We start from the raw sequence: 12,137 nt of genomic DNA on the forward strand, positions 1-12,137 counted from the left end.
GCACAAAAGGTTAGTTCCTTGACCGAACTGAGCCGCTATTTATTGCCTGATCCTAGAAAACCATCACCCCTTGTTATCCGGCACCTGCGGCGCCTGAGGGCATCTGATACGCTTTTTTCTTCTGCATCTGACCCTGTAACGAAACCCGTCCTGGCCTGACAATACACCCACTCCCGACACGCCCGTGGAGCCCGACAGGAACCGTCCTGCCGGCCCGTTCATTTCGGAGGCCTTATGGCTAAGATGGCATTTTTCCTGTTCGGTTTTCTTGCGCTGACCATCGCGATTGGTCTGCTTGCCACCATCTCACCGGTCTAGCATCCACACCCCGCCGCCTAAGTTCAGCGGTAGTTTCAGCCGGCAAAAAACATCGGATACAACGACACCACCAACAACCCCGCCATCGACCAGTTGAACACCCGCAACCAGCGCGGCTCGCGCAATACATTGCGCAAGCCGCTGCCACAGCCGGCCCATACACAAACGCTGGGCAGGTTCACCAAGGCAAACACCGCAGCAATCAACAGCACATTGGTGACATAACCGTCGGCAGGCGTGTAGGTGGTGATCGCGCCCAGCGCCATGACCCAGGCCTTGGGGTTGACCCACTGGAATGCCGCCGCGCCGAGAAAAGTCATGGGTTTGCGCTTGTCATCGGTGTCATCGGACATCGCGCTGGAGGTTGCAATCTTCCACGCCAGGTACAGCAAATACGCCGCCCCCACATAGCGCAATACGGTGTAGGCCCACGGCAACGCCTTGAATACCTCACCCAGCCCCAAGCCCACGGCGATCACCAACAACATAAAGCCAATGCTGATCCCCAGTGCATGGGGAATCGAGCGAATAAAACCGAAGTTCACCCCGGACGCCAGCAACATGGTGTTATTGGGACCTGGGGTGATTGAGGACACAAAGGCGAACAGCGCAAAGGCTGACAACAGGCTTGAAGACATAAGCATGGCGCGACATCCGAACGAGTACTGTGGCCGTGACAGTAGAACGTTGCGCCAGCCTGCGCCCCGTACAGCTACGGGTAGATACAGGCATACACTTCGTCAGCCCCCCAACAAGCGCCTTCGAACCAAACTGCCATTGGTTTGCCTTCATTGATCGGTATACTTGCGCCCTCCTCTGCACCCTGTGCTGAACACATCCTGAAAGGACACTCGATGAGCAACTACCTCGACCGCGCGCTGACGGGCCTGCGGACCCTGGGCATCAATCTTCTGCAGCCGGTTCCAGACGCACCGGTACTGGTATTGCTGGACCGCGTTGCCCAGTACGACACCGCCAAAGTCACTGCTATCGCTGCCGTGCTGCAACAGTCGACCACCTTCAACAGCGTGGTTCGCGAACAGATTGCCGGCATGGATATCTCCACACGCTTCATGGACATCACCCAGAGCTTCACCTCGATTCGCGAAGACGCCGCCGCCATGGCCGGCTGGATGGATGACGGGCGCCTGGATACGCTGGAGAAGCTCAAGCTGAGCTGGATGAACCTGCGTCGTGGCTCGATCCCCAGCCGCTTCAGCGAGATCCGTGAAAACTACCTGCAGGTGTGCAAGTCGGCCAATGACCAGATCTCCCGGGAAACGGTGATTCTGGAAGCCTACCTGGACTTCCGCATGGCCATGAAGGCGGCCGAGGTCGATGCCCAACAAGTGCTTGCCCTGGCCGGCCAGGTCCTGGAGCAGCGTACCCAGGCCTTGAACGAAGCCAACGCCCAAGTTACGGCTGCCGAAACCCTGGCGCCGGCCGAACGCGCGGCCCTGGAGTTGCGTCGCGATGAAGCCGTACGCGCGCTGCAGGACGAAGACAAGCGCTACCAGATCGTCAAGGACATCGCCGATGACCTCAAGGTCGGCTACAACACGGCCGAAATGGTCTTCGCCCGGATCAACCAGGTGCATGTGATCAAGGAGCGCCAATACCAGCGCATGGTCTCGTTCTTCTCCACCAACGAAGTGGTGTTGACCGGCCTCGCGGTATCGTTCACCAGTAACAGTGGCCTGGCCGAAGCCACCAACACGCTGAATGCCACCACCGACGGCATCAGCAAGGGCCTTGAAGCCCTGGGCAGCACCGGCAACACCCAATTGGAAGCGGCGGTCAAGGCCAGCTATGGCTCCACCATCAAGGTCGACTCGGTGCGCGCCCTGGCCGAAGCCACCCTGAGCTTCCAGACTGACATGCACGGCCTGACGGAAACCTACCGCGCTGAATCCAGCAACGCGTCCCGTGACATCGCCGAAGCCGTCGAAGAGGCCAAACGCAAGTTCGCCGCATTGCTGACAAAGGCCGCTTGATGAGCGACATTCTTCTCTCCGAGCAACTCGGCGCGATGGCGCTGGTGGATCAACTGCGCCACCAGCAGATGGCGGTGGAAAAGGACTTGAGCCTGCCCCAACGCCGTGCCGAAGTGGCGGCGCGCATCCGCGAGTATTACCAGAACAACGGCATTCAATTTACCGAAGCGCAGATCGACCAGGGCGTGCGCGAATTCTTTTCCAAACGCCTGGTGTTCGAGGCCCCGGAACTGAGTGCGCTTGACCGTTTCTGGAGCAACGTACTGCTCAGGCGGCATCGCGGCATACTCGTCATCCAACTCATCGCGGTCACCTTGCTGGTGGTGCAATGCAGCCGGGTGATGGTCGCCAGACACGAAATCCAAGAAGCTCAAAGAGCGGCCATCGCCGTCGAGACGAGCGCGGCACAAAAACAATCAGACATCGCCCACCTGAAGGCTCGCCTGAGCGCCGTGCAACAGGACCCGGCCTATATTGAGGGCGGCGACCTGTTCAGCGCCCTGCCCCGCCTGAATACCAAGGCCGAACATGCCCTGGCCATGGTCGATACCTCCGGGGTCGATTACGCCAGTGAGCAGATCGGCGTGCTTGAGGCGTTTTTAGCCAAGGTCAAGGCAGTCCAGCCGATGACCGATCAGCTCAACGAGTTGACCCGCAAGGTCGCCGACATTCACCTGCCCGCCGCCGACAGTAAAGCGACGCGGGGCATGCAGGCCGAATTGGTCATGATCAAAGACCTCATCGGGAAATTCGAGATCGAAAAAGCCGGCGGCCAACTCAGGGCCCTGCGTGCCAACACCGAACTGATCCCCAAGGAGGTGACCATTCGGGTTGTCGACCGACCCGGCACGCCGTCCGGTGTCGAGCGCTGCTACGACAAGGCGCTGTGTAATTCCAATCCTGGTTCGACCCAGGGCAAGAGCTGGTATTTGGTTGTTGAAGCCGTCGACCTGTCGGACAGGCCGGTGCTGCTGCCCACCGTCAGCAGTGAGACCGGCACCGGCGCCTGGGCCAGCCAGTTCGCTGTGCGGGTACCGCAGGCCGAATACCTGAAGGTCAAGGCCGACAAACTCGACGACGGCCACCTGACCAACCGAGTAGTCGGCCGCAAGCCAGCCGGCAGGATGGAAGTCACCTATTTGAGCCAACGGACCACCGACCCGCTCGAAACGATATTGGAGTGGTGAAGACATGACGCCTGACACCCTGATCGGCATCACCGAACGTAACTCCCGCAACGCCGAATTGATGATGCGCACGGCCGAGCAACACCTGTCTGAACTGCTCGGCGAGCAACTGGCGCTGGAGCAGGACATTACCCAGCGCCTGGGTAAAATCGCGGCCCTGCACCTGGACCAGGGCAACACGCAGAACGAGCAAGTCGCCGTCGCCCTGAACCTGCGCCAACAGTCCCAGGACCTGCTCCACCAGCAACTACGCGACGCTGAGCAGGCCGTGGCCCAGGCGCTGGCGGGCAAGGAAAAATTGCAAGCGCGAGCCGACACCCTCGACCAGCAAGCCCGGCAATCCCTGGAGCAAAACCCTGACTACGCCCGCCAGGTCGAGCAACTGGACCTGGCCCAGGCTGCCCACCGAGAACACGTCAGCGGTTATGAAGACCTGCGCCAGGAGTGCGCACTGAAGCGTCCGACCTTTGATACCAACCTGGTCTACGTCTACCTGCGCGGACACGCCTTCGGCACCGACCAATACCGACGCAACCGTCTGAACCGCTGGATGGACAACTGGCTGGCGACCAAGGTGAACTACCTCGCCAACCGTAAGAACGAGCTGAGCCTGATCGCCCTTGGTGAGCGAAACGAGGCCTTGCAGGCCGAGCGCATCGCCCTGATCAGCACCTTGAGCGCAAGTGTCGATGCGCAACTCGCTCAGGCACGTGACCAGCACGGACAGGCCTCAATACAACCCGAGCTCGATACCCTTCAACGCGTGGTCGACAACGCCAAGCGCCAGGCCAATGCCATCCAGGAAAAACTCGGCAGCTACTCACGCAACGAAGACCCGCAGTACCAACGCGCTCGGCAGTTGCTCACTGACCAGTTGAAAACCCAGAGCATTTGCGAATTGATCGACCTGGCCAGCCACACCCCGGGCGACGCCGACGACCTGATCGTCGAGCAGCTGCAAACCCTGAACCTGCGCTTGAAAGCGGTGGTACAGCAACTGGCGCAGACCCAGGAAGAAGCCGTGGTGCACCAGAGCAGCTACCAGCGTGCCAAAGACCTGGAGCGCAAAGTTCGCAACGATGCCTTTACCGGCCGCGATGTTTACTTTGACCTGTCGACTGACTTCGAGCGTCTGGTAGAGAGCTACATGACCCAGGGCGCAACCCTTGGCCAGGTTGTGGATGTGCTAAGCCGGGGCCTTAAAATCGTGCGCCGCAGCCAGGTAGCGGCAGGGGCGACGCGAGGCTATGTCAGCGCATCGATCAGCCCTGTCGTCCTAGGCGTCGCCACCGTCGAAAGCAGCAATAACAACACAGCCAGCTTTTCGACGTCAGGCAGTACAGGCGGCGGCAGCTTCAGGACGACCGACAGCTTCTAGCCTGGCGCGAAGCAAATCCGGGACTTCCTCGTTGCTAGCTGTCAGACAACGAGGAAGTGATCTGCGCAATCGCATCCTGATCCAGCCCGTCCAGCGTGCGGTAGTGGTTGATGATCAACGTCTCCTTGTCACTCAGGGTGGCCTGGTTGATAACCGCCCTCTCCCCCGTCAACACGTAAAGCACGTCCACGCCTTTATGCCGGAGAGCAATCAGGTAATCGGTCTTGGGCGCCCGCGCGCCACTTTCGTAGTGCACCTGAGCATTCGCACCCACACCGCCAATCGCACCAAACTCCTGTTGGGAGAGCCCCAGGATCTTGCGTTCTTCCTTCAGGCGGATGCCGAGTTTATCGTCCATGGTGGGTACCTCAATAAACGTGTTTAACACCCACCATACGCTTATGTGCCGGAGCGGGGTCCATTCATTCGGAAGGCTTACCGGCAGACAATATTCATCAGGGTTCACGTGACGTCAGCGGCGAGCCGACTTACCTTGGCCACCCGCCCCTCTTACTGGTGCAGAGCGTGCTAAAGATCGCCACCCTTGCCGCCGGGTTTATCTGCCTGTCGATGCTGCCTGCTGCCCAGGCGAGTGATGGGTTCTACGTCAACCCGCAGTCCACCGCCGCACAGTGGGTCCAGCAGCACCCCGATACGCCTGCCACTGCAAGTATCCGCTCAACCATCGCCGAGGTGCCCAGTGCCCTGTGGCTGACCGGCACCAGCCAGGCTGCGGGCACGCTCCCGGCTCGAGTCAATCGTTACGTATCGGCCGCTGCCGGCGCGGATAGAACGCCGATCCTGGTGGCCTACAACTTGCCCCATCGCGACTGCAGCGGCGGCGCGTCTGCAGGGGGCGCACCGAATGCGACAGCGTACCGGGCCTGGATAGACCAACTGATCAACGGTATTGGAGACAAGCCTGCGGTGGTTATTCTGGAGCCGGATGCACTGGCCGATATGCAGTGCCTGGACAAGGACAAGCGCTCCGAGCGGCTGGAGCTGTTCAATTACGCCGTGTCGGGGCTCAAGCAGCGCGCACACCATGCGGATGTTTATCTGGACGCCGGCAATCCAGGCTGGAAATTCCCAGGCGCCATGGCCGAGACGTTGAATGCAGCCGGTGTAAAACAAGCCCGCGGGTTTGCCCTGAATATCGCCAACTTCTACACCCTCGCCCAGGTGCGCAGTTACGGTGACGCGATCAATGCCAGGCTGTTAAGCGAATACACCTATACAAAAGCCATCGCGGTAGACACCAGCCGCAACGGCAACGGCGCAACGCCTGGTGACTGGTGCAACCCCACGGGTCGCAAGATCGGTATGACACCGCAAGTGCTTTCGCCACAGTTGGTTGCCCTATGGATCAAGCTTCCGGGCAACTCGGACGGGGCGTCTTCGACAAAAACCGATTGTCACGGCGGCCCGGCGGCAGGCACGTTCAGCCCCGAACTGGCGTTGCGCCTGATTGATGGGAACTGAGAGCGCCCCTTGCATCGCGCTGCCCCATTGCCCAGGATGGCCCTCTTGAGCTCAACACCGGCAAGGAAGCATCACGTTACCGAGGCCGAACGAACATGACGCTCCCTGAAGATAACCCGTTGAAGACAGAGGAGTATCAGCGCCAGGCGAATCTCTGGTACTGGCTTCCCCTTGGTTTATTGGTGGTTTTTTTAACGATTACTTCGATGATTTTCCTGGGGGCAAATCCACCAGAATGGATGTTTGTCGCACTCAACGTTGGCTGGGCCATCGTCGCATTGACGCTGCTGGTGCGGCTATCGGGCGTGTACTGCGCCAAGTGACGTAGCACGGCGCGTCGCCATCCTGGTACTTCGTCTCGAGTAGATGCTCGTCTTAAAAACCCATCAATGTGCGAGAAACAACGTGAAACAACTCACATTTATGGTGTTTCGCTGTTGAAGGTCAAAAATTGACCAAATATATTTCGCTGCACCCGAGCGCTCACTTCTATACGGATATTGTTCTGCGCTTGCTCGGGCCCCCGGATCTGCGCAGGCAATAAAACATTGAGGTTTGCCATGCGCCTTTCCAGACTCGCACCCGCCGCCGCCCTGTTCAGCCTGTTCACCCTCACCGCCCAAGCCGCCGACCTGTCAGCCCTCACGGGCGCCCTGTCATCTGCCCTGGGTGGCGCCAGCAACAGCAACAACACCGTCAACGCCAATAACGCCAACTGCCAACAACAGATCCGCGACCTGCAGACGAATATCAATGCGGCCAACGCCAAGGGCGATACCCTGCGCGCGACCGCGTTCCAGGCAGCGCTGACTCAAACCAACAAAAGCTGCAGCAACAGCGCTTACAACGCTCAGGCGCAGGTGGATACCAATCCCCAACGCCAGCAAAACGTGAACAAGGCTGCGGATGCGATCAACGCCATTGGCGGGCTGTTCAAGTAAGTTGGAATGCCCTGTGAGAAAGGCCCGTGATTGCGGGCCATTTTTCTGCCAAGCCTATCGTTGATAAGCCTTTCGGTATGTTGTTGGGCTCACGCCCACGATCGAGAAAAAGTGCTGACGTAACGACAGGCTTGTACCAAACCCGCAGGAACCGGCGATCGTCTCAATGCTATGGTCGGTTGTTTCTAGCTGCAGTTGGGCTGCCTTGATTCGCTCGTTCGTAAGCCACTTCCCAAACGTCGAGCCGGTGAGTTGCTTGAAGTGTCGAGTGAAACTACGCCGACTCATCGCCAGCCTCGTCGCGACTTGATCGATTGACAAAGGTTGGCCCAGGTTTGCCCGAAGCCAATCCAGCAACTGGCCGAGGCGCTGGTCGCTTGCGCCTTGAGGAACAGGCTGACTGATGAACTGAGCCTGGCCGCCGTCCCGATGTGGGGAAACAAGCAGCTGTCGCGCCAATGCGTTGGCAACTCCCCGCCCATAAATGCGCCTGACGATGTGGATACAGCAATCGAGCCCCGCGGCCACGCCCGCCGAGGTCAGGATTTGCTCCACCTCGACATAGAGCACTTTGGGGTCTACTTCGATGCGTGGGAAATCTCGCGCCAGATGCGCCGCCCAAGCCCAGTGCGTGGTTGCCCGCTTGTCGCTCAGCAGCCCCGCATGAGCAAGCACGAACGCCCCCAGACACAGGCCGACGACCAGCGCGCCTCTTGCATAAGCAGCCTGAAGCGTTTCGAGGAGTGCTGTCGGCGGCGTTTCGGTGACATCCCGCCAGCTTGGAACAATCACGATATCGGCCCCGGCCACCTGATCCAGACCATGGTCGCAGTGGATGGCGAAACCGGCGTTGGTAACCAGCACGCCCTCCTCGCCCGCACAGACCACCAGATCGAACCAAGGCGAATCCCCCACTCTGCGATCTTTACCAAACACCAGGCAGGGCACGGACAGGTGAAAGGGGCTGATGCGGTTAAACGCGATGACTGCAACGCTCACACTTTTTTTCACGGCGGCTGGCCTGATCAAGATTGGCCCGATTCTAATGAAAAATGGTCATTGGGCCAATGGTGCCCATTCTCGGATACGTCCACTCTGATCCCAGCTGCATTTCGCCGGGAAATGCGCAAATCAGAGCCCAGGCCTCAATGAACATCGCGACCTTTTGCACCCTAGGAGCACTTATGACGACGCTCTCGATGACCGAACCGACATACGCTGCCGAACCGGTGCCCTCCATCCCCTACACCACCGAGTCCACTGGCTATCACTGGACCAGCGTGGAAAGCGTGAAGGTTTTCTATCGTGAGGCCGGCCCCAAAGGCGCGCCGACCCTTGTGCTGCTCCATGGCTACCCTTCTTCGTCGCGCATGTGGGACTCGTTGATACCGCTGCTTGCTGATCGGTATCACGTGATCGCACCCGACTACCCTGGGTTCGGCAGAAGCGACGCACCCTCTGTGGCGACCTACGCCTACACGTTTGACCATCTGGCCGACACCATGAGCAAGCTGCTCACGCAATTGCGCATCGATGAGTACACCCTGTTCATGCAGGACTACGGCGGCCCGATAGGCTTCCGGATGATCCTCAATGCGCCGCAAAAACTGCACGGCATCATCATCCAGAATGCCAACGCCTATAACGAAGGCCTGGGAGCCAAGTGGGCGAACATCGCCAAGTATTGGAAGGCCCCTTCCGAACACCCCGAGCAAGTCGATGCGTTCATCGGATACGAAGGCACGAAGCAGCGCCACTTGGGCACCAGTCCTCATCCCGAGCGTTACAACCCTGATGCCTGGGAAGACGAGTTTGCCGCATTGTCCCGCCCGGGCCAGCGGGCGATACAGTCGGCGTTGTTACTGGACTACCAAAACAACGTCGCCTCTTACCCAAAATGGCAGCAATGGTTGAAAGACCATCAACCGCCCATGTTGGTCATGTGGGGGAAATACGACCCGTCGTTCATTGTGCCGGGGGCCATGCGTTACAAGGATGATGTACCGGGTGCAGAGGTTCATGTTCTGGATGCGGGGCATTTCGCACTGGATGAGAAAACTGAACAGATTGCCAGGCTGACGCGGCTGTTTATGGCGCGCATTACCGGCGGTAAATAGTCAGTGCCGCCACTTTTCCAAGCCCAATAAAAATCGCTTCCACTGTTTAAAATCTTCTCGGTTTTTTAAGGGCCAGCAAGGCAAATCGCTTTAACTTGCGGGACGTTTCCTAGAGAATCCTTCGGCCTTGTGCCCGCTGGAATCACTGGCTAGTCTTCGCTTCGTCGCTGCATATCAGCGATCGGGTGTGAGAATCCGGAACCAGTAGGCGCCAAGCGCCACTACCGTCTGTAGCATGCTCTATGGCGGCTGTGTGCGGGCAGACTTCGGTCTGGCCGGAGTCCTACTGTCCGGTATTCTCACCCTGCACATAGCTGCCACCTTTTGTCGAGTGAGACCGACACCAGGATGGCTCCCCCCTCAGTAGGAGCTTATGCATGGACAAGATCGTTCCAGACCCACCTCGTACCACCCGGGACCGCGAAGCCTTTGATCGCGCCTTGAGTCACTACCTCCAACCCGATCCCGTCTCCCACCCAATATTTACCGTTCACCAAGACGTCAGCTTTGAAGACGCAATCGCCCAAATCTCTGAATTGCTGCGTTGTGCAGCCGCAACGGCTGAGGGTTCTGTGCAGGGATCATCTGGAGAAAACCGCGATATGGCGCGTTCCACCGTGCACCTGATCGACATGGCCAGAACTTTGGCAGATCAGGCGTTGGATTGTTTAAAACCGCACTAACGCAGTATGGGGGCTGATCAAATCAGTCCCGTCTATCCCAGGGGCTGCGCCCAGACGCCTTCAGCGGAATTACGAGGTCATAAATCCGGTCATTCGGTAGCGTTTCTACCGAAAAGACCTCATGCCAATCCAGCTCGGCTGAGCCAAACCACGATCAACAACTAACCTTGAGTTGAACCTCAGAGGTTTTGACCATGTGCGGAAGACTTTCCCAGTACAGCGGGATTCACGACTTCGTTGCAGCGCTGAGCATGCCCAATGCGCTTGTGAGTTCCGTGGGTGAGCTGCCGCTGGAGCGCTACAACGTGGCGCCTTCAACCAAAGTCGCCCTACTCCACCTGCAGAGCGAACTGCTTCACGCCGACAGGGTGCGCTGGGGATGGCGTCCACACTGGGCCAAGGATCGCGCCGCGCCGATCAATGCCCGCGTCGAAAAGGTGGCCCACGGCCCGTTCTTCCGCGCGATCTGGCCGCACCGGGCAATCACGCCCATCGATAACTGGTTTGAGTGGGTGGACGAAGGCGGGACGAAGAAGCAGCCCTACCTGATACGCCGGCGAGATGGAGCGCCCGTGCTGTGCGCAGCCGTTGGCCAATTGCCCGACAGTGATCAAGGACCTGGCGATCAGGATGGCTTCGTGATTATCACCGCCGACAGCGCTGGCGGCATGGTAGACATCCACGACCGACGCCCCGTGGTGCTGACGCCTGACCTCGCCCGGGAATGGTTGGACCCGGCCACACCCAAGGAGCGCGCCGAGCAGATGGTGCTCCACCAAGGCGAACCAGCCGAGGCCTTCGAATGGTTCAGGGTAGATACTGCCGTGGGCAATGTGCGGAACAACGGGACGGCGCTGATCCAACCTATCAGCGCGCAATGGCCCTGACGTACATGCATTTACCATTGCACGCGAATGGGACTGACTGAAAAAGCAAACTCTTGCTTTGGCGTTCGCCGCAACAAGGAAAAGCCACGGGACTATTATGCCGGTGAAACCGTATGGAACGCGGTATATGCGGAGGCGGTACAGGAGCTCAAGGACGCGATGGATCTGGCCTACCTGACCGGTCAACGTCCCGCCGATGTGCTCAAGATTGCAGCCACCGACTTGGAACAATGGTTTTTTGCTGATTGGTCAGGGCAAGACCGAAAAACGTCTCCATCTTCGTTTGGAGGATGCCGGAATTCAATCCGGCCTGAGTAGCTTTATCGACGACCTGCAAGAACGCAGAGCCGTCAATGGAATCCGCACGTCAACGTTGATAACAAACGCGTCTGGACTTCGGATGAGCCAGCAGATGTTGCGTAATCGGCGGAACTACGCACGAGAGAAGGCAGCAATCAAAGCATCAGATGATGGTGATCCTGCGCTGGCAACGAGCATTAGTCAGTTCGAGTTCTAGGATATCCGGCCAAAAGCTGCTAGTGAGATCGAGCTGACGCAAGCGAGCCCCCTACTAGTTCACTCCACAGAGGAAATGACCAAGAAGGTATATCGGCGAGTCGGTGAAATTGTGAAGCCTACGAAATGACCCATTGCTACCCGTACGACAGGCAGAAAACGGCCAAGAGGGGCCGCTCGCCCCCGGCGACCGATTCCAGTAGTAAAGATGTGCCCCGTAAAACATATGTTGCATTACCGTCTATGCTCGACTCATGGAGACCGATGACGACATACTGACAATGACAAGTAAAATAGATGATGTGCTTTACATTTCAGAAAGCAGCTTTGATAGGCAAATCCAATTGCTTTCCGAATTTGCGAGTCAAACACCACTTGAGTTGGTTGTTTGGCTTTATCCGGACTCAAGTGCCAACAGCATAATGGGTTTTGACGTTCATTCGCCCACTGCAGTCAATGCAATATCCGTTACAACTTACTCCGACGGAATTATCGGCAGATGCACTCAACGACTCCCAATAACTGACGATCTAATTAAAAGAATTGCCCTCAATGAATGTGCTTTTATGAAAAGTTGCGACAGTCTATGCGTCTACTATCTTGAAAATTTCAACTGGCAAGCGAGTGTGATATT

The 12,137-nt window shown here is 58.2% G+C and carries 14 protein-coding genes; 10 read left to right on the forward strand and 4 right to left on the reverse strand.

The genetic code is table 11. The annotated features are described in order from the left end of the window. Nucleotides 1-353: 353 nt before the first annotated feature. Nucleotides 354-962, reverse strand: a complete 609-nt coding sequence (locus tag JFU58_RS29080) for a LysE family translocator (protein ID WP_093197411.1) — start codon at nucleotides 960-962, stop codon at nucleotides 354-356. A 210-nt stretch (nucleotides 963-1,172) separates the two neighbouring features. Between JFU58_RS29080 and JFU58_RS29085 the strand changes: the two genes are divergently transcribed. From JFU58_RS29085 to JFU58_RS29095, 3 genes are read left to right on the forward strand one after another with little or no spacing between them, the layout of a single operon-like run. Next, on the forward strand, nucleotides 1,173-2,312 hold the full coding sequence (locus tag JFU58_RS29085) for a hypothetical protein (protein ID WP_063030671.1): 1,140 nt from the start codon (nucleotides 1,173-1,175) through the stop codon (nucleotides 2,310-2,312). After that, nucleotides 2,312-3,499 (forward strand): DUF6384 family protein, encoded by a 1,188-nt coding sequence (locus JFU58_RS29090; RefSeq protein ID WP_063030672.1) that lies wholly within the window; start codon nucleotides 2,312-2,314, stop codon nucleotides 3,497-3,499. The genes JFU58_RS29085 and JFU58_RS29090 overlap by 1 nt, the downstream gene beginning before the upstream one ends. Nucleotides 3,500-3,503: 4 nt before the next feature. Then, nucleotides 3,504-4,877 carry a hypothetical protein gene (locus JFU58_RS29095; RefSeq protein ID WP_201142943.1) on the forward strand — a complete coding sequence of 458 codons (1,374 nt, stop codon included), beginning with the start codon at nucleotides 3,504-3,506 and terminating at the stop codon, nucleotides 4,875-4,877. Nucleotides 4,878-4,911: 34 nt separating this feature from the next. Here the strand turns inward: JFU58_RS29095 and JFU58_RS29100 are convergent, their stop codons facing one another. After that, nucleotides 4,912-5,235: a helix-turn-helix domain-containing protein gene (locus JFU58_RS29100; protein WP_017477617.1), complete on the reverse strand. Its 324-nt coding sequence runs from the start codon at nucleotides 5,233-5,235 to the stop codon at nucleotides 4,912-4,914. A gap of 167 nt (nucleotides 5,236-5,402) precedes the next feature. Between JFU58_RS29100 and JFU58_RS29105 the strand changes: the two genes are divergently transcribed. Beyond that, nucleotides 5,403-6,359 carry a glycoside hydrolase family 6 protein gene (locus JFU58_RS29105; protein ID WP_201142944.1) on the forward strand — a complete coding sequence of 319 codons (957 nt, stop codon included), beginning with the start codon at nucleotides 5,403-5,405 and terminating at the stop codon, nucleotides 6,357-6,359. 95 nt (nucleotides 6,360-6,454) lie between these two features. Further along, complete coding sequence (locus JFU58_RS29110; RefSeq protein WP_093197426.1) at nucleotides 6,455-6,682, forward strand: hypothetical protein; 228 nt, start codon at nucleotides 6,455-6,457, stop codon at nucleotides 6,680-6,682. Nucleotides 6,683-6,780: 98 nt separating this feature from the next. On the opposite strand, the gene JFU58_RS29115 is transcribed toward JFU58_RS29110, so the two are convergent. After that, nucleotides 6,781-6,921, reverse strand: a complete 141-nt coding sequence (locus JFU58_RS29115; protein ID WP_157721253.1) for a hypothetical protein — start codon at nucleotides 6,919-6,921, stop codon at nucleotides 6,781-6,783. On the opposite strand from JFU58_RS29115, the gene JFU58_RS29120 reads away from it, so the two are divergent. Beyond that, a complete protein-coding gene (locus tag JFU58_RS29120) occupies nucleotides 6,920-7,300 on the forward strand; it encodes a DUF1090 family protein (protein ID WP_093197431.1) in 381 nt (126 codons plus the stop codon). The genes JFU58_RS29115 and JFU58_RS29120 overlap by 2 nt on opposite strands. Nucleotides 7,301-7,354: 54 nt before the next feature. On the opposite strand, the gene JFU58_RS29125 is transcribed toward JFU58_RS29120, so the two are convergent. Continuing rightward, entirely contained in the window at nucleotides 7,355-8,299 is a 945-nt protein-coding gene (locus tag JFU58_RS29125) for a GlxA family transcriptional regulator (protein WP_063030677.1), read from the reverse strand. Between the two features lie 185 nt (nucleotides 8,300-8,484). Between JFU58_RS29125 and JFU58_RS29130 the strand changes: the two genes are divergently transcribed. From JFU58_RS29130 to JFU58_RS32485, 4 genes are all read left to right on the forward strand, one after another. Continuing rightward, complete coding sequence (locus JFU58_RS29130; RefSeq protein WP_242488347.1) at nucleotides 8,485-9,417, forward strand: alpha/beta fold hydrolase; 933 nt, start codon at nucleotides 8,485-8,487, stop codon at nucleotides 9,415-9,417. Nucleotides 9,418-9,794: 377 nt separating this feature from the next. After that, nucleotides 9,795-10,100, forward strand: coding sequence for a DUF6124 family protein (locus tag JFU58_RS29135; RefSeq protein WP_201142945.1), 306 nt, complete (start codon nucleotides 9,795-9,797; stop codon nucleotides 10,098-10,100). Between the two features lie 194 nt (nucleotides 10,101-10,294). Further along, the gene (locus JFU58_RS29140) at nucleotides 10,295-10,987 is read left to right on the forward strand and encodes an SOS response-associated peptidase family protein (protein ID WP_093197435.1); all 693 of its coding nucleotides are present in this window, start codon (nucleotides 10,295-10,297) and stop codon (nucleotides 10,985-10,987) included. 27 nt (nucleotides 10,988-11,014) lie between these two features. After that, nucleotides 11,015-11,305, forward strand: a complete 291-nt coding sequence (locus tag JFU58_RS32485) for a hypothetical protein (RefSeq protein WP_331717200.1) — start codon at nucleotides 11,015-11,017, stop codon at nucleotides 11,303-11,305. Nucleotides 11,306-12,137 lie beyond the last annotated feature (832 nt).

This window comes from Pseudomonas sp. TH34, from assembly GCF_016650865.1.
GTDB classification, from domain to species: domain Bacteria; phylum Pseudomonadota; class Gammaproteobacteria; order Pseudomonadales; family Pseudomonadaceae; genus Aquipseudomonas; species Aquipseudomonas yamanorum.